Source organism: Desulfonauticus autotrophicus (assembly GCF_055381725.1).
The window spans coordinates 1,186,021-1,203,742 of sequence record NZ_AP042395.1; the positions used below are offsets into that span (position 1 = coordinate 1,186,021).

General features: G+C 53.8%; 16 protein-coding genes, 1 tRNA gene, 1 other RNA gene and 1 pseudogene. 4 read left to right on the top strand and 15 right to left on the bottom strand.

The window, feature by feature from the left end; genetic code table 11:
• Positions 1-11: 11 nt before the first annotated feature.
• From ACZ42F_RS06750 to ACZ42F_RS06800, 11 genes are all read right to left on the bottom strand, one after another.
• Positions 12-2,006, bottom strand: a complete 1,995-nt coding sequence (locus ACZ42F_RS06750; RefSeq protein WP_464278402.1) for an AAA family ATPase — start codon at positions 2,004-2,006, stop codon at positions 12-14.
• On the bottom strand, positions 1,976-2,437 hold the full coding sequence (locus ACZ42F_RS06755; RefSeq protein ID WP_464278403.1) for an ERCC4 domain-containing protein: 462 nt from the start codon (positions 2,435-2,437) through the stop codon (positions 1,976-1,978). Before ACZ42F_RS06755 ends, ACZ42F_RS06750 begins: the two co-directional genes overlap by 31 nt.
• Before the next feature lies 1 nt (position 2,438).
• On the bottom strand, positions 2,439-2,927 hold the full coding sequence (locus tag ACZ42F_RS06760) for a DUF669 domain-containing protein (RefSeq protein WP_269943724.1): 489 nt from the start codon (positions 2,925-2,927) through the stop codon (positions 2,439-2,441).
• A gap of 23 nt (positions 2,928-2,950) precedes the next feature.
• Complete coding sequence (locus tag ACZ42F_RS06765; RefSeq protein ID WP_279520530.1) at positions 2,951-3,730, bottom strand: ATP-binding protein; 780 nt, start codon at positions 3,728-3,730, stop codon at positions 2,951-2,953.
• A gap of 23 nt (positions 3,731-3,753) precedes the next feature.
• Positions 3,754-4,872, bottom strand: a complete 1,119-nt coding sequence (locus ACZ42F_RS06770; protein WP_464278404.1) for a PD-(D/E)XK nuclease family protein — start codon at positions 4,870-4,872, stop codon at positions 3,754-3,756.
• A gap of 11 nt (positions 4,873-4,883) precedes the next feature.
• On the bottom strand, positions 4,884-5,198 hold the full coding sequence (locus ACZ42F_RS06775; RefSeq protein ID WP_269943721.1) for a hypothetical protein: 315 nt from the start codon (positions 5,196-5,198) through the stop codon (positions 4,884-4,886).
• A gap of 138 nt (positions 5,199-5,336) precedes the next feature.
• Positions 5,337-5,924 carry a sigma-70 family RNA polymerase sigma factor gene (locus ACZ42F_RS06780; protein WP_269943720.1) on the bottom strand — a complete coding sequence of 196 codons (588 nt, stop codon included), beginning with the start codon at positions 5,922-5,924 and terminating at the stop codon, positions 5,337-5,339.
• A 176-nt stretch (positions 5,925-6,100) separates the two neighbouring features.
• A complete protein-coding gene (locus tag ACZ42F_RS06785; RefSeq protein WP_279520532.1) occupies positions 6,101-6,433 on the bottom strand; it encodes a hypothetical protein in 333 nt (110 codons plus the stop codon).
• A 423-nt stretch (positions 6,434-6,856) separates the two neighbouring features.
• Complete coding sequence (locus ACZ42F_RS06790; protein ID WP_464278405.1) at positions 6,857-7,279, bottom strand: hypothetical protein; 423 nt, start codon at positions 7,277-7,279, stop codon at positions 6,857-6,859.
• On the bottom strand, positions 7,276-9,378 hold the full coding sequence (locus ACZ42F_RS06795) for a DUF2924 domain-containing protein (protein WP_464278406.1): 2,103 nt from the start codon (positions 9,376-9,378) through the stop codon (positions 7,276-7,278). Before ACZ42F_RS06795 ends, ACZ42F_RS06790 begins: the two co-directional genes overlap by 4 nt.
• 63 nt (positions 9,379-9,441) lie before the next feature.
• Positions 9,442-9,663 carry a hypothetical protein gene (locus ACZ42F_RS06800; RefSeq protein WP_279520535.1) on the bottom strand — a complete coding sequence of 74 codons (222 nt, stop codon included), beginning with the start codon at positions 9,661-9,663 and terminating at the stop codon, positions 9,442-9,444.
• Between the two features lie 303 nt (positions 9,664-9,966).
• Between ACZ42F_RS06800 and lexA the strand changes: the two genes are divergently transcribed.
• The 3 genes from lexA to ACZ42F_RS06815 are packed head-to-tail and all read left to right on the top strand — an operon-like array spanning position 9,967 to position 13,014.
• Positions 9,967-10,590: a transcriptional repressor LexA gene (lexA, locus tag ACZ42F_RS06805; protein WP_464278407.1), complete on the top strand. Its 624-nt coding sequence runs from the start codon at positions 9,967-9,969 to the stop codon at positions 10,588-10,590.
• 47 nt (positions 10,591-10,637) lie between these two features.
• A complete protein-coding gene (locus tag ACZ42F_RS06810; RefSeq protein ID WP_279520536.1) occupies positions 10,638-11,804 on the top strand; it encodes a hypothetical protein in 1,167 nt (388 codons plus the stop codon).
• The gene (locus tag ACZ42F_RS06815) at positions 11,797-13,014 is read left to right on the top strand and encodes a hypothetical protein (protein ID WP_464278408.1); all 1,218 of its coding nucleotides are present in this window, start codon (positions 11,797-11,799) and stop codon (positions 13,012-13,014) included. The genes ACZ42F_RS06810 and ACZ42F_RS06815 overlap by 8 nt, the downstream gene beginning before the upstream one ends.
• 221 nt (positions 13,015-13,235) lie before the next feature.
• Here the strand turns inward: ACZ42F_RS06815 and ssrA are convergent.
• Both ssrA and ACZ42F_RS06825 read right to left on the bottom strand, forming a co-directional pair.
• Positions 13,236-13,600: a transfer-messenger RNA gene (gene ssrA / locus ACZ42F_RS06820) on the bottom strand.
• 106 nt (positions 13,601-13,706) lie between these two features.
• Positions 13,707-13,783, bottom strand: a tRNA-Met gene (locus ACZ42F_RS06825).
• 213 nt (positions 13,784-13,996) lie between these two features.
• Between ACZ42F_RS06825 and ACZ42F_RS06830 the strand changes: the two genes are divergently transcribed.
• Complete coding sequence (locus tag ACZ42F_RS06830) at positions 13,997-14,452, top strand: hypothetical protein (RefSeq protein ID WP_464278409.1); 456 nt, start codon at positions 13,997-13,999, stop codon at positions 14,450-14,452.
• A 47-nt stretch (positions 14,453-14,499) separates the two neighbouring features.
• Here the strand turns inward: ACZ42F_RS06830 and ACZ42F_RS06835 are convergent.
• Both ACZ42F_RS06835 and acs read right to left on the bottom strand, forming a co-directional pair.
• Positions 14,500-15,530: pseudogene (locus ACZ42F_RS06835) on the bottom strand (BMP family ABC transporter substrate-binding protein).
• A gap of 179 nt (positions 15,531-15,709) precedes the next feature.
• Positions 15,710-17,629, bottom strand: a complete 1,920-nt coding sequence (gene acs / locus ACZ42F_RS06840) for an acetate--CoA ligase (protein WP_029966021.1) — start codon at positions 17,627-17,629, stop codon at positions 15,710-15,712.
• Positions 17,630-17,722 lie beyond the last annotated feature (93 nt).

Consider the following 17,722-nt stretch of genomic DNA (forward strand, 5'->3'; position numbering starts at 1 on the left):
CGCACGGAAACTCAGAATCCCTGGGCCTTGTGTATCGTGAGCGCGTAAGCCAACTGCAGGTCCTGCAAATTCGGTGAGCCCGATTCAATATCTACCGGCACTCCGTCGAATTCGATGGTCATCGATCCATCCCGGCCTATGTGCGTCACCTTGCCCATCGCGCCGTTCATCACGCCGAGTTCATAATTGTTGCGGGTCTGAATGACCTTGTCGTGGACGAGGAACTTCGGTTTGCGTCCCGGCTTCGGAACCGGTGCCTCGACGCCCCACAGCTTCTTCTGGATCAGCCTCTGAAGCTCGGCGTTGAGCGCCCTGGTGCCGAGTGGGCCCTTGTGCGTCGGTGTCAGGACCTGGACGTCGTCCCGGAGGTGAAATCTCAGCCGCTCATCGAGCACGTTCTCGAACAGTTCGAGCAGGAATCTTTGCGCGTCGGATTGGTCGGTGAATTGATCGACCACATACCACGCCCGGCGACCGGAATCTTCCGGGTCACTGGTCTTGCGGATCTCGCCGCCCAGCACGGCTATGCTGTTTTCCTTGAGCACGCCCGCCTGACGAACGACCGTGTCCAACAGCACCATGGGGACGGCCCGTGACTGTGTGAGGTCGCGAAGCAGGCTCCCGGGCCCCACCGGGGGCAGCTGGTTATGGTCCCCCACGAGAACCACCGCGGTACGCTCCAGGTCGATGGTCCTGAACAGGTGCCAGGCCAGCGGAATGTCGACCATCGACACTTCGTCGATGATGATGACATCGGCATCGATGGGATCTTCCGGGCCCCGCACATAGTTCTTGCCGTTGAAACCCAGGAGACGGTGAATGGTGCTCGCGGAATGCCCGACGACTTGCTCGAGCCGCTTGGCGGCCTTTCCGGTCGGCGCGGCCAAGACCACTCGCAGGTCGTGTTCCTCGAATATGTCCGTGACGGCTGAAACGGTGAAGGTCTTGCCGCTGCCCGCGCCGCCCGAAATGAGCGAGATGGAATTCTTCAGGACGGTCAGAACGGCGGCCCGTTGCCCCTCGTTTAGCTGCGGCGCGACGTGTGAGATCAGCGTTTGCAGGTCGTCCTCACCGTCGAAGTGGGGATTCGCCCGCTTTCCGTTTGCGAGAGTCGCCGCCAGGTCCTCTTCCATTCGGCGAATCTCGGGTTTCGCCACAAGGAACCGTCCGCCCCAGGATGTACACGAGAGCGAGCCATCCTCTATAAGGGCGTCCAGCGACTTTTCGATCCGCTCACGGCTGTCGAGAACATCCATGACAAGCAACGTGTTGGCCCGGTCCACCAACTCCTCGTACTCGACCCAGCAGTCGCCGTCATTGAGAGACTCCTCCACGCAATGGAGCAACCCGGCCCGGATGCGCGTACCGTGCTCCTTGGGCGTACCCATCTTTCGGGCGATCTTGTCCACCCGTTTGAATCCGAAGCCGCGCACCTCCCGGACGATGATGTACGGGTCGGCTTTGAGCAGGCCGAGGACGTTGTTGCCGAGTTTCTTGACGAGGCTTGTCACCTGGTGGTGGGTCAGACCGAAAGCGGCCAGCCAGGTGATCGCCCTGTTGACCTCCCTGGTCTTCCGCCACTCGTCACGCAGCCTTTCGACCGCCGCCAGCGGAAGTCTCGCCGCTTCGGATACGGTTTCCGGTTGTTCAATGAGCACCCGGTCGAAATCCCGGCCGAAGCGTTCGGCGATGAGTCGCGCCTTGACCGGCCCGATGCCCTTGATCTCCGGATGATTGGCCAAGTAGTGGGCGAGTCCTTCCGTATCCAGCTCGAGGTCGTATTCCATGGCTTCGACATCAAACTGGCGTCCGTACTTGGGGTGTGTGATCCAGCGGCCGCGGAGGACGACCTGCTCGTGCTCACGCACAAACAGCCGGCCCGCGAATTGGATCTTTTCGCCGGAGGGCGTTACCAGCCTGCCCGCGGAAAAGCGCGGACCGGCATAGAACACCGCTTCGACGCGACCGCGGACAGTTACTGGAGCTTGGGTTGTTTTTCTTCGCATCGTCTCGATACCTTCCGGTGAAATCGCAGTAAAAATTCCTCCACAAACCGGCAGGCGACCTGCCGGTCGGAGCAAAAGAAGACCGGGATTTGGAAGTCGACGACGATGGAAAGGACGGTTCCAAGGACCGCGTTCGGATGGGCTCCTGATCGATAATGCCCATTCAGGACATCACGCAGATCGGATTCGACCACAACGCACGCGGCTTCGTACTCTTCAAGGCGCTGCAGCTCCCTGTAAAACCGCTTCCTGTTGCGGATGACGGTGGAGACGAAATCCTCGAGGGTCTTTCGCTCCACCGCCACGGAGTCTTCGAGTCCTTCAATCGAGTAATCTCCGGCGGGAAGTGCTCGGCGGACCATCTCGCACCGGGGATCGAAGGCGTAGGGCTCCTGTTCCCGCGTATCGACGACGACGGTAATCCGGTCCACGTTAGAACGGAGCCAGGGCGTCTTTGGCCGCGGTGTCGTACTCGTCGCCGCCGTCTTCGAGCACAATGCGCTTGTTGAGGTACACGTTTTCGTTTTCGCCCCGCGTGCGTTTGGTGACCTCCAGCTTGATGTTGATCAGCTTCTCGAGGTTGGCCGGAAGATCCGAGATCTTCTCAAGGCTCAACCCGCATGTGTGCAGGTCGGTCTTGAGCCACTTGATATTCTCTCGGGTGGCCATGACGTTGTTGCGCCAGAGCAGGCGTCCCCGGAACCGGGGCGCGATGATGCGCAGGGTCCACTTGAGCATCGGATTGCCCGAGGTCTGGGCGCGTGTCAGCTCCACCCGCTCGACGTTGACCTGGTACTTGCCGTCGGGGATCGGCTCGAAATCGCGCTCTTCGACTTCCGCTTCGGCGAAATCATCGTCGAACTGCGTGAGATCGATGTCGTCCTGACCGTAGTCGTAGTTTCCGTAGTTTTCGTTTTCCATGGTTCTATCCTCCAATCAGGGGTTTATTTCCCGGCGGAAGCAGGCACCTTGCTCTGCTTATCCCCGGAGCCGACTTGAGACCGCGAGGCACTCGCCTTGTGCGCGGTCGCCGGCGCGTTGAACACTTCAATGAACTTGTTGAAATCGAGATCGATGGTCTCGGGAAGGCGTCCGGTGCGGTCGCCGGCCTCGTAGTTGGGACTCGGTTTCGTCCGCATCACACGGCGGTACGTGGGATTGCCGTCCTCGTCCTTCGTTACCTCGAGGTCGCAGAAGAGAATGAGATCGACCATGCCGAGCACGATCTTCCGCGCCTTGTCGGGCAGGGTCGGAACGATGCGGGTATGTTTGCCCGTGCGGGTTTCGATCTCCTTTTCCTGGGAGTGCGAAACGAGAAAGAGGCCGTAGAACATGAAGGCCAGCTTGGTCAGGACGCGGTGGAATTCGTTGTTGATCAGCGCCCAGCCCTTGCCGTAACCGAGATCGGATTCATGCTCGATCTTGAATTTCTTGCAGATGTAATCGCTGCACATCCGGTAGGCGTTGTCGACGGTGTCGATGATGATGGTCTTGAATGGATGCTTGCCTTCGGCGATCTCGCCGCAGGCGGCAAGCAACTCGTCCCAACTGCTCACCGGAACCTGGAAGACATCCAGGGCGTTGAGTCCGGGTTCGGTCGCCAGGAACAGCGCGCCGTCGGACTTTGAACACCAGGTTGATTTGCCGATCTTGCTGCGGCCATAAACCAGCACCGTGAGATCGGCCAGGTCTTGTTTGGGTGGGGTTTTCTTCGTCGGTAACATGTTCATCTCCTTTTCTTTGGTCCTCAGAATGCCGGGGCCTCTTCGATGTGCGAGCCGCACAGGCAATCTTGCGGTTCGCCACCGGTCCCGGCTTGCCGTGGCGGATTGTGTCGGCCACAACAGGCGTTTGCGCGGCGAGCACAATTCGCCTGCGGTGGCTCACCGCCCCCGTCCCGCAGCTCTTCATGCGGGGGGACTTTGTGGTACAGGTTCTCGATGACGTTGGGACTGCCGCCGGAGCGACACAGCGGGAAGTAGGCGCAAGGCCGGTGGTAGTGGAAACAGAAGGCGGTGTTGCGGTAGAAGACACCGCGCCTCCGCGCGTCCAGGAAAGCCTGGGTCAGTTCCCAGAGCTCCGCCTGCAGAGCGGCGAACTGGTCGCGGGAGATGTAGAGGGTCTCCCGGTGAAACATGCCGGGCTCGGCATATTTGGCGGCCAGCCGCTCCTGGAACGCTTCATCTGATTCAGGGAGTTTGCGCTTGGCCGAACTCTTGCCGGTCTTTGACTTGGCGGCAAGACGCCGGCGGCGTTCCTCGAACTCCGCTTCCGTCTCGCCGCGGCCCTGCTGAAGTCGGGCTTTGACCAGGATATTGTAAAGAATGCCCGCGATGCGGAGCCCCAGCGTCCGCTCCACATACCAGGCGTAAAGAATGATCTGGAAGTCGGTCCACAACCGTTCCAGGTAATCGGCGTCGATCTGCGAGGCGGTCTTGTGCTCCAGCAGGAAGAACTCGTCGCCGATCTGGACAATGCCGTCGACTTTCCCCGCCAGGACGAAGCTCCGGGATGAAGCTCCCGTGGCAGGGTTGACGATCTTTCCCTTAAAGGTCTTCTCCAGCGCGACGACCTCAAACTCCTCGGTGGGGTAGCGCGCGGCGTAACCCTTCATCATGGCCGTGGCCAGATGCCAATCGCGCAGCTCGCGCTCGTCCTGGGCCTGGTTGGGACACGCCCGGTCGATGTGGTCCAGTACCCGCTTCAGTTCCCGGTCCCGATGCCAGATCTCCAGGCATTCATGGATCAGGGAGCCGAAGCTGAGATTGTGGTCGCGCTCCAGCGGCACGAGCTCATGCAGATAGCGCCAATCGCAGGCCTTCCGGCAGTTGCGGAAGAGACTCCACATCGAGTAGGTGGTCAGCATAGGCCCGCTCATCATGCCGCCCCCGTTGCCTGGAGTTTTCTTTCCTGCTCACCACTCTGGCCCAGACGTTCGACCCTGAAGGCCTCCTCGCCGAACTCACGAGTAATGAAGCCGGTGAAGATGCGGGCGATGTGGCGGCCCACTTCGGTGCCGGCGTCGACAACGCAGGTCCGTTTCTTCTCTTCCAGGCAGAAGGATGCGTCCAGCCGAACAAGGGAGCGCCCATGCAGACTCTCAGTCGCAAGCACCGCCAGGAGCAGCGACTCCTCCACGTCCCTGAACGGGACTCCGGCGGTGAAGTTGTATCTGTAAATTTCTCGGTTCATGACTTTGCCTCCGTTCCCTTCGATTGCTGTTTACAGAAGGGGCGCGCCCGGGTCCGATGCCGGGAAGCCTTGTTGCGCTTCCTCCGGACATCCGACCCGTTCAATACCTACCGGAGCAGGGCGAAGAGCGTCGGACGATTACAGGTAGTCCTTCAGGCCCGCGTCCTCGAAGATGGCGCGAAGCTTCTTGATGGACTCGTAGATCGTGCCCCGCGGGATGCCCGTGTCGCGGGAGATCTCCGTGACGCTCTCGGTTTGGAGCCGCTTGCACAGTTCACGGAGTTCGGGCGGCAGCGTCTGAACGGCGCTTCGGAGATCAATGGACAGATGCCGCAACTCGGACATGGGGCGGGAGAGCTTGCCGGTGCGTCGCAGGTAGTCTTCCTGGTCGATGGTCTCCATCCGCTCTATGGACCTGCCTTCTTCGTCCTCCAGGCGGTCGTTCAAAGAGCAGGAGCAGAGACGGTAATCCCGCATCCCGGCTTTCTGTGCCTCGATGATCGTGGCGACCTTGTGCTCGACAATCCGAGCGATGAACGTGTTGCGCCCGGCGCGTTTCGGATCGAACTTCGGCAGGCGGCGGAGCAGGTCGAGCACCATTTCCTGCTCCAGATCTTCGCGGTCGGACTCGGTAAACCCGACCCGTCCGACCAGTTGCCTTGCCTTGTACTTGATGAGCTGAACTGCATAGTCGTCGATTCCCTGATAGCGATTTTCGTAACCCATTTGAGCCTCCTCGAGGCCGAGGAGGAGCTCGTGTGGGTGCCGACATTCGCCGGGACGGTCGCGTTACCTGTGCCTTGCGGAGGAGCTGCGAGTTCGCCGGTTCTGGCGACACCCACAACGACCTCCGCTCTGCGGCCAGTCTGTTGTCTGGTGACCTTGTTTCTTGGCTCGGGGCTCTACACCCGAACCGTCTCTTTCAAACTCATGCGGAAGGGGAGCCCGTGCTTGATTTCCAGGCTCAGCACCGTTCCGTTCCCCAGGCGGTCGAGCTGCGCGAAAAGCTCAACGGCCTGGGACTTCAAGGCGAAGTCTTCGACCGTCATCTCTCGCCTCGGGCCGTTCTCTCCGCCGAACTTGATTTCACGAACCACTTGCGGGGGCGGATCGAAGTCCGGTTCGCCGTCGCGCACGGCCAGCTCCTCGATCCGCCCGAAGTTGATCCCCTGCATCAGTTCAAGCAGGCGTCTCCGTTGGGGAGACAGCGACGCCTTCGTTGCCACGTTGTTCATTCCGAACCTCCTTTCGCGCCTCGCGGCGCACAAAAAAGCCCCTGGGAGGCAGGTCCGGCGAAGGGTCCTCCCAGGGGCACTCGCCCGGTTTCCCGGACGATGTTCTTACGGGGTGAAGGTCTCGCCGAACCTGTCACCCTTCTTTGGCGAAATTTCGTTCGAGGCTCGGATTGGTGTGGCCTGAAGAATGGAGCGGAAGGAGAAATGCTTGAAAAAGCGGTGGATTGGCGGAATCAGAGAGGAGAAATTTTTCTTAACTTTTTTTGCCGCCCCTCAGTGAAATTTCGCTGACCTCACCGATTACCGGACAATTCGGCAGGACAGCCGAAGGGTGCGAGCCAGGGACGGCGAGCATCAAACGGGCATAAAAAAAGCCGCCCGCGAAGGTCGGCCCCTGTGTCGGCTGCGATATGTGCTTTACGTTCAGTCGGTGGTGAAGCCGAACATTGCCCGCTGCTCCATCCAGTCCACCGGGAAGGTTCTGGTCAGCTTGGCCAGCGACAGGCCGGCCGGCTCCTCGCCGTTCAGGATCGCTTCGATGATGTCGGGGGCGAGCGTGGTCAACTTCAGAATGCGGGCCACGTAGGAGTTGTCCACATCCAGGTTCGTCGCAAGTTCACTGATGGACTTGACCTCTCCGCTCTCGATCACCTCCGCCCAGGAGAACGCCCGGGCCAGCGCCTGCACGATGGCGGTCTGCACCGTTCCCGGGCTGTCGGGAACATCTCCGTCAAGCGCCTTGGGAGCGATGATGACCTTCCGGCCGCGCATCCGGCGGATCAACATCGGAATATGGATATGTAGATTGCCCGTCTCGGTAACAGTGATGGTGGGTTGCTTGCTCATTTACCATTCCTCCGTTCCCTGACTTCACACGCCAGTCCGGTCAGCTCGGTGATGAGGGTGGTCAAGCCGTTGGTTTTGAGCTCCATATCGATGCCGGTTTCCCTGATTTCCACTTTCTCGACCAGCAGTCGCACAAGCCGATTACGTTCCAGGGGAAACAGGTCTTCCCAGAAGGTTTCGATGCTCTCGAAGGCTTCCGATACATCCCGTTCGGTCACATGATTACCCTCGAACACCCGCAGCCTGGCCGACACGTTTGCCAGATGTCGGGTCAGGGTCACCGCGCGCTGGTTGACCTTTGCCAGTTTTTCTTCCCGGTCAGGCTCGTTGTTGCCGGGTGACATCAGTTCAAGCGCCCGCTTGCGGACCGCAGCGAGGTTTTCTTCAAGTTGCTCTTTCTGTTTCACTAATCTTTCCCGCTCCGCTTCTTCCATCTCCTTGGCCGCGAAGTAGGTTTTTGCCACCAGCGTCGGGGTTCGGAATACAGCGCCCAGCTGTTCCAGCACAGCCTTCTCGATGTCTCCGGCCGGGACCCGCTTCAGCGGACATCGGCTGACAGCCCGCTTGGCATCCTTCTCACAGATGTAATAGGTATAGCGCCGCTCACCCTTTTGGGTGTAGGTGGGGCCCATCGAACAGTCACAATGGCCACAGCGAATCACCCCCTGCAGGGGGGAAATTATCTTGCTCCTGGCTTTGCTGAGCTTGGCCCTGGTGTTCTCCGAAAGAATCGACTGGACCTTCTCCCACAACTCTTTCTCGATGATGGCCTGGTGCTCTCCGGGATAGCTTTCACCCTTGTGGACCACCTCGCCGATGTATATGCGGTTGCCCAGCAAGCGGTAAATGTGGCCGGTGTTCCATTCGGTCCCTTCCCGATGTTTCCCTTTCTTCGTGACCCACGACTTGGTTTTGTATCCCTGCTCATTGAGTTCCCGCGCCAGCTTTCTGGCCGATGCCAGTTGCGTGAATCGCCGGAAGATGTGTTGCACCAAGGGCGCTTCATCCGGATTGACCAGCAGTTTCTTGTTCTCCCGGTCGACATCGTATCCGAGTATGGCCGGGCCGCCGCAGTATTTGCCCCGCCGTTTCGCCGCTGCCACCTTGTCCCGGATTCGTTCGGCGATGACCTCCCGCTCGTATTGCGCGAAGGTTATCAGGATGCCGAGAAACATCCGGCCGGTCGGGTCGGTGGTGTTGAAATGTTCGGTAACCGAGACGAAATTGACACCCTTCTTATTGAACAACTCTATCATGTTCATGAAGTCGAGCAACGAACGTGAAAGGCGGTCGATCTTGTAAACCACGATCACATCCACTTTCCCCGCGTCCACGTCGGCCAAAAGACGCAGCAAGGCCGGACGCTCCATGTTGCCGCCCGAGAATCCACCGTCGTCGTAGCGGTCGACCAGGGCCCGCCAGCCCAGCATTCGTTGGCTTTCGATATACGACTCGGCAGCCTCCCGCTGGGCATCCAGCGAGTTGAATTCCTGTTCCAATCCTTCCTCGTGACTTTTCCGGGTATAGATGGCACAGCGCAGCGGCTTCTTCCTGGTGGAGGTCATGTTGACGTTATCAGGCATTCTTGCCACCTCCGTTCTTTTTCCGTAGGTCTTCTTCAGGCCGAAAAAGACCTTGCCGTTCCAACGGGTGCCGGTAATTTCCCGAGCCACCGCGCTGAGTGATCGAAAGATCCGGCCGTCGTATTCAAAGCCTTTTTCCCGGGCGACGACCTCATATCGACGGTCATTCCAGACCCTCACGAACCTTGTACCCGGCAGGATGTTTTCATTGGACTTGCGCTCCTCGGGCACCTTGCGCTCGACCGTCGCCACGGGATCATCCTGGGCGATTTGCCGTAGACGCGTCTTGGCGCTCTCGGACAGGCCACCGTAAAAGAGCTCCTGAATACGATAGGCGAGGCGTTTGACGAGGAACTGTTTCTTGTACCGGGGCGGGTCGCTGCCATAAAGGTCGAGCCACTTCTCGCGAAGTTGCTCCAGCGTCATATTCTGTAACGTCGCCAGTTGCCGCAGGACGGAATTCCGGGTCCGTCCGCCGTTCTTCCCGTTGCGGGTTTGTTTTTGTAACTCATTCATACACAACTCCTTATCATGCGTTCCGGACGCGTTTGTCATGAATGAATGCTTAAGTTCCTGCAACTAATCAAGTCCTTCTCCGGCAGTTCCGGAAGATTCTTCGATATCCTCCATACGCCAGCTGGAAGCGGCTTTGCGGACTTTCGAACGCAGCACAGCAACCGCCAGGATCGAGGCGATTGCCCCCAGTCTCTTTTCCGGGGAAAGGAGTTCGGACTCGGGAAATACATCCGCTTCAAGCGGGTCGGGATCGGTTGTTTCAAGAGCAAAATCGGCATCCAACATCGTGACCTCCGGCTTGCGTGACCGGGTCGGTCGGTGTGGATGCCGGGAAACTCGCCGGACGGTTGGGATGCGGGTTCACTGGCACCCACAACCGCCTAAGCTCTGCTTCCGGTCAGTTGTCTGGTTTCTAACTCTCAAGTCCGGGCGAAATGCCCGGCCCTGTCGATGGTTACATACCGAAGGCGTTCCCCGACTGTCGGAAGGGTTTTTCCATAAGACTTCTTGACCTGACGGATATCAGGTCGTATATTATAGTTTTATTCGGCCCGATGGGGCTTTTCGTTTTTGGTAAATGTGGGAGCCATGGGCAGAAGCAAAACAGACGAGATTACACCACTGCAGCGGGAGACCCTGGACGAGATATGCCGCCATATCGACGCCAAGGGGTACCCGCCGACAGTGAAGGAATTGAGCGAGACCTTCGGGATCAGCCATTCGAGCGTGCATGAACGTATCAACCAGCTGGTCCGCAAGGGATATCTGAAACGTGAAGGCCGCAAGGCTCGCGGGCTGACCGTGGCCAAGCGGCCGGAAGACATGGCGGCCGCCCTCGTGGCGGTGCCCGTTATCGGTACGGTCGCTGCGGGACAACCCATCCTGGCGGAAGAAAACATCATTGGGGAAGTACTGGTTGAGGCATCCACGGTCAGGTCAGGAGAGTATTTTGCTCTCCACGCTTCCGGCGACAGTATGATCGGAGCGGGGATAAACAATGGCGACCTGATCATCGTGCGACGTCAGCCGCTGGCGGAAACCGGAGATATCGTCGTGGCTCTTCTGAATGACGAGGCCACTGTGAAACGATTGAGAATCGAGAATGAGCGTATCGAGCTCGTCCCGGAGAATCCGAGACACGCGCCGATTACGCTTCGTCCGGAGGATGACCTCCGGATATTGGGTAAGGTTGTGGGTTGGAAACGAACATGAGAGTAGCCCATGAAAGGAAACTGACGAACGGAAAGTAGGAGGAAAAAATGGCAACTTTTAATCTACGCCGCTTTTCGAAGCCGGAAATGCTCCGGAGGATCGACCGGGAGCACCTCATTGCATTTCTTGAACCGCATGCCGACTATTTTTCGGCTCGCGGCGTGGAGTTGCCATCGTTGAACACCGAGGACGAGCTGGATTACAACGCTCTGAGCGAGGTCCTGCTCAACCCGAGCACTTCCACGCCGGAGGACTTGGCCGAAGCGCTGTATTACGTGAACGAGATGTCAACCCCGGAAGGCTTCGACTCCATCCAGGACGCGATTGACGGGACCGAGATCGACGTTGTCATCGACAAGGACGCCGCCCGCGCCGATCTGGCCATTCAGGTGTGGATGAAGGACCGCGATCTCATTGAACGTCTTCATGCCGAACAGTTTCTCTTCCGTCCCCGTTCGTTCGAGTATTTCAGGGCCACAAACGGTTCCATCCCCGAGTTCGAAGATCCTTCAGAAGAGACAATCCACGCCCTGGAGGCCGAACTTGACGAGTGGTTCTCCAAGAAGCGGCGGGGCCGGGCGTCAAAGGTGTTTGTGTATGTGAAGCCCGACTTTGTCTGGTTCCTGGTTCGCCACGGAGAACCCTTCACCCGCGAGAGCATCATCAAGGACGGGGAATCGTCGAGTGTCTACTATCGCCCCGAGAAATACGATGTCCTCGTTTACAACCCTGAGACCGGGGAAATCCGCATGAACGCCCGATCCAAGGGCGAGAAGGAACTCTACCGCACCAAGTTCGGCCAACATTTCTTTGGTGACAGCGAGTTCTTCAACGGCAAGAGCAAGTTCACCCTCGAGCCGCTGCGGGAGGTCGGCGAGGATTCCCTCCTGTGCGACGACATTGACGGGCTGGAGTGGGTGAGGCTCAAAGAGTTCCAGATCTTCCGTGGCGGTTCTCAGAAGGAAGTGGAGATCCGCAAAGCCGAGGATATCTTCGCATCCTTGCGCGAGCGTGAACGGTCATTCCCCAACAGCGGTCCTATTATCAAGGCCAGCTTCCTGATCAAATTCACCGACTCCAAGACCGCTCGAACGGTCACCATAAGCTCCGGCAACAGGGCCGGGTTCAAGCGTGATGACGATGCTGACATCCTTGAAACCTGGATGACCAGGCGCGGGTTCATCATCGCGGATGCAGAGAACGGCGATGAGTGAATACGCGATCTGGAAATACCTGGAAGACTTACCCGGCCAAGCCGCTCCTCTGGTCGAGTGGAATCAGCACCTTGACGGGTGGCCGGGATTTCAGGGGTTTCACGGACGCTACCTCAAACTGACCCGCGATCACGCAACGGCTGTGGATTGCCCGACGGAATGTGGCCTGGGGTGCCCGCGCAAAGTCGTAACGCACTCTCGCAACGACATCGTGGCCGTGTGCCCTGAGCAGGAGGAAAAACCATACCCCCTCAAGCGGCAGGACATTCTCATCTATTCGGTGAACAGAGCTTCCCTGCACAAAGACATCTGTTCGGCGTTGGGGATCGAGCATCGCGAAAGCAAGGTCGACGCATGCCGGCGAACGTGGCGTCTGGGTGACTTTGTGCCCACGGCCGGGCTGGTCTTTCCCGTATTCCTGACTCAACAGGAAAATCCGGACGAGTTGCTTGAGGTCGTAAAGAACATTTGTCTGCTCCATGGCGATCCCTTCGTACTCTTGGCTCCGACGCGGCGACGGGTGTCCCCTCCAGTTGAACAGATCCTGGCGCAGCGCAACGCCATCTTCCTGGCACTGGATGAAGAGATGCCGTTCGACGAGCAGGGCTGCCTCCAGGTACGTCGGACTCCCGACGAGCTGTTCGCACCGCTCCACGAAAAAGTCCCGGAGCCTGGTTCCGGTGGCATGGTGCATTTCCCAACGCCGGCTGGAACCCGTTGGTCCGATATCAAGATTCAGTTCCGGGATGGATTCACAGTCACAGTCTGGGCTGGCGAAGAGTCTGGGCGATACAATTACACCCAGATGGGCATGGCCAACAAACGGAATGGAGAAGCGACAAAGCAGTGGACGCTCCTCCTGGACTTTGCTGAAAACCGCGGGGAGATTGATAAAAACAGCCGCAAAGAGACCCCGTATCATTTCTTGAAAAACGAAAGCAGGAACTGTCGAGATGCCTGCGGGAATTTTTCCGCCTTGACGAGGACCCCATCGAATGGGTCAAGGGAGAAAAATGCTACCGCTGCCGGTTCCGTATCCTGCCCGAGAGCGCCGACGATTATTGATATTCCCCGCCGGGAAATCCGCATTAATCCCATTTCTCAAATCCTGCGAGGGACTTTTGGTTCGAAAATTCGGGTGTTTTTTCATACCACAGGACGTGTTTCCAAACTTGCGAAAACGGCCGGTCGGCTTAGGTCCTTGATATAAAAGGGATTGCCCAACCGGACGAGCTTCGGACTTCGTCCGGAGAAAACAGAGAATCTGGGGGGCAAACAGAGAATTAAGGCTAAGAAAAGAGGGAGATTCAGGCGGGTGGAGAACGGGTCGTAAAAGATGTGAAACTGGCGCAAACCCTTTGAAAACAAGGGGAAATAGAAAACCCGTCGTCCCGGAGAATAACCCCGGAGAGACGGGTTGTCTTTTTCAAATGGTGGAGGCGGTGGGAGTCGAACCCACGTCCGAGAAGCTTCGGACAAGGCTTCTACAGGCTTAGACCAGGTTTTAACATCTCGTCTTTAGGTTAGCCCCTGGTCAGGCACCTAAAGACCGGTCTGGATTTATTTTCACCTTTGGCCCTCCAGACAAAAACCAAAGGCTAGCCTGATGCCTATTCCGCCTTTATCCTCCCCTCAGGCAAGAGAAGATAAAGACGCTCGCTTTAATTAAGCAGCGAGAGCGTATTCGTAATTATCGTTGGCATTTATTATTTCGCTGCGTGTTTTACGAGGACCTCGCAGCACCTCGGCCTGCAACCTTGACCTACAAATCTCCCCGTCGAAACCATTTCGCCCCCAGGCGAAATTTATATCTAAAAGAACTAATCTCTAAATAAACATTCTTTGTTCTGTAGGCAAGCCCAAAAACAAAAAGAGCCCCTTTTTAGGGCTCTTTTTATCCTCTGGTAGCGAGGGAGGGACTTGAACCCCCGACTCTGCGGATATGAGCCGCATGCTCTAACCAGCTGAGCTACCTCGCCGTAGGAGAAGACTCTTTACCTTTTTTTAAAAAAAAATCAAGAAAAAATTTTTCACTTAAAATTTTATCCTTTTATTTAAAACTAATTGGACTCAATGAATTTTTCTTAAAGAAATCTTTGCTTAACTACTAAAAAAATTTATAAAGGAATATAAATCTTTACTATTAAAAAATACTTATGTAATATTTATTCAAATTTTTAAGGAGGTGAATAGTGAAGATTAAAAATTTCTTAATCCTAGGAGTAAGTGCTATCTTTCTCTTCCAAACCATGTCCTGTGGATATTTTATCTATCCTGAACGCAGGGGACAAACTGGAGGAAAAATTGATACTTCCATTGCTATTCTGGATGCTATAGGTCTATTATTTTTCCTGATTCCAGGCCTTATCGCCTTTGCTGTAGACTTTTCTTCAGGTACCATTTATCTACCAAATACCAATAAAAATACCAAGAAAAGTGCCTTGGATAACTCCTATCCCCTTTTAAGCTATGAAACCCATGACCAAAACCTTTCTAAAGAAGAAATAGAAGAAGTGGTTTTTAAGTTAACGGGTAAAAAAATAGACCTGGATGCCCCTGAAGTAAAAATTAGCAAACTAAAAAATCTCAATCAGGCCATTATAGAAATAAGTAAAGCCAATGCACAATTAAACTTAGTCCACAAATAAAAAAAGGGAGCTTAAGCTCCCTTTTTTATACTATATTTATCTCAATTTTACTTGGTATTGCCTATTACTCCCTCTACAAACCAATCCATGCCCAAAAGCTCTTGGTCACTAGCTACCTTTCCAGCAGGAATTCTAATCTTGCCCTGTTGATCTTTAATAGGACCTGTAAAAACCTTAAATTTACCTTTCTTAATTTCCTCTTTTATCTTCAATACCTTTTCCTTTATCTTTTCAGGCACCATAGGCCCAAAAGGAGATAACCCTACAACTCCTTTTTCCAGTCCATACCAGATATCCCTGCTCTTAAACTTACCTGCTTTTACTTCTTCAACGATTTCCTTATAAATGGGAGTCCAATTCCACACTGCTGCTACTAAATGAGCCTTGGGAGCGAATTGGGCCATATCAGAATTATAACCTATAGAATACACTCCAGCTTCCTGAGCTGCTTCCTGGGTTGCTGGAGAATCCTGATGCTGAGTCAAAACATCAGCCCCTACATCCAGTAAACTTTTGGCAGCTTCTTTTCTGTAGCAGGGTCATACCAGGTTTTAGTCCAGACCACTCTAACCTGGACCTTGGGATTAACGCTCCTGGCTCCCAGAGTAAAAGCGTTAATACCTCTTATAACTTCAGGAATAGGAAAGGCTGCTACATAACCCAGGATATTGGATTTAGTCATCATTCCAGCCACAATACCGCTTAAATATCTGGCCTGATACATTCTGCCAAAATAAGTACCCATATTTTTAGCCCGTTTAAACCCAGAACAGTGCATAAAAAGCGTTTGAGGAAACTTTTGAGCTATCTTATACATGGAGTCCATATAACCATAACTAGTGCCAAAGATTATATCATAGCCTTTTCTGGCCATATTTAAAATAACCCTCTCGGCATCACTGCCTTCTGGTACTGCTTCCACATAAGAAGTAGTAACCCCTTCCATCTTCTCCAGTGCCTGTCTTCCCAGGTCATGGGCATAAGACCATCCCGCATCTCCAATGGGAGAAACATAAATAAAACCCACCTTAAGATCTTTGGCCCAAGCTGAGGATAACCCCAAGGCCAAAAGAGCCATCCCAACAACCAGAAAAAACAAACTTTTCTTCATAAAACCACCTCTCCTCTTTTTTTTATGGGCTAGCCATATAGTTTGTTTTTCATTTTAGCAAGAAAAGAAAAGGGAGTAATCTCTCAACTTAAGATTACTCCCTTAAACCAAGTCTTCACCCCTCCCCCTTCCTAAAAGGGAAAACTTTATTCTTCTAAAGTGGAAGTATCACCTACATCTTCTCCCAGTTCTTGAGCTTTTAAAACTCTGCGCATAATCTTACCACTTCTGGTCTTGGGTAATTTGTCTCTAATTTCAATACTTTTAATCACAGCTACAGGTCCTAATTCTCTTCGAACATGGCCTTTTAATTCTTTAATTAGTTCGTCAGTATTTTCTACTTCCACATCAGCACTCAAAATTACAAAAGCCTTGGCCACCTCTCCCTTAATGGGATCAGGAATACCTATAACTGCTGCCTCAGCTACTGCTCTATGCGATACCAGAGCGCTTTCCAGTTCAGCTGTACCCACTCTATGTCCAGCAATATTTAAAACATCATCAGCTCTACCCTGAATCCAAAAATAACCATCTTCATCTTTTCTGGCTACATCACCAGCTAAATACCAACCAGGAAACTTTTCCCAGTAAGTTTTTTTGTATCTCTCAGGATCTTTATAAAGAGTTCTCAACATAGAAGGCCAGGGTTTTTTAATAACCAAAAGCCCACCCTTTCCTGGAGGCAAGGAATTACCTTCTTCATCTACCACATCAGCAAAAATCCCTGGTAAAGGTTTGGTCGCTGAACCTGGTTTTAGCAGGGTAATAGGTAAAGGACTAATCATAAAAGAACCTGTTTCTGTCTGCCACCAAGTATCCATAATAGGACACACTTCCCTACCCACATTTTTATAAAACCAGACCCAGGCTTCTGGATTTATGGGCTCACCCACAGAGCCTAAAATCCTTAAGGTAGATAAATCGTGTTTCTTGGGATATTGAGAACCAAAACGCATCAACATCCTGATTAAAGTAGGTGCGGTATAAAAAATAGTAACACCATAACGGGAAACCATATCCCAGAGTCTATCTGCCTGAGGGTAAAGAGGATGTCCTTCATACATTACTGTGGTAGTACCAGCCATAAGAGGTCCGTATACCACATAGCTATGCCCAGTAATCCAGCCCACATCAGCAGTACACCAGAAAATATCTGTAGGTTTAATATCAAAAACCCACATCAAAGAACGATATACCCCCACCATATATCCACCATGGGTATGTACAATACCTTTAGGTTTACCCGTGGTACCAGAACTATAGAGTAAAAAGAGCATATCCTCTGAATCCATTACTTCAGTGGGGCACTCTGGACTTTCCTGCCTTACCAAGTCTTCATACCAAATATCCCTGGCATCTACCATTTCCACATCCACATTGGCTCTGTGTACTACCACTACTGTTTCCACACAATCACAACCCTGGGTAAGGGCTTCATCCACTACTGTTTTTAAATTTATTACCCGCCCATTGCGATAAAATCCATCTGCAGTAATGACCAACTTTGCTTTTGCATCCTGGATTCTATCCCTAAGAGCCTTGGCAGAAAACCCCGCAAAAACCATACTGTGAATAGCACCAATCTTGGCCACTGCCAAAAGTGCAATTACGGTCTCTGGTAAAGGTGGCATGTAGAGTACCACCCTATCACCTTTTTTAATACCCAGAGCCTTTAATCCATTGGCAAAACGATTTACAGCCCTATAAAGCTCATAATAAGTAAGCTTTTTTGTATCTCCAGGCTCTCCTTCCCAGATAAGAGCCAATTTATTTTTATTTACTGTCTCAATATGTCTATCCAGGGCATTATAAACGATATTACACTTGGCTCCCACAAACCACTTATAAAAAGGAGCCTCTGAGTCATCTAACACTTTATCCCATTTTTTAAACCAATTTAATTCTTTGGCAGCTTCTTCCCAGTATTCTAGATAATTATCTTCAGCCTTTTTAATGGCTTCTTCATATTCTTGGGGATTCACATTGGCTTCAATTACCAATTGAGGCAAAGGTCTAAATACTCGCTCTTCTTTTAATAAAGCGTCTAGAGCACCTTTACTTTCCATATTATTTCCTCCTTTTTCCAAGACCCCATCAAAGGTCTCTCGTTAACCTTGTTCTTAAATTTTTAGGAACAAGGCAAATATAAATAAAGTAAA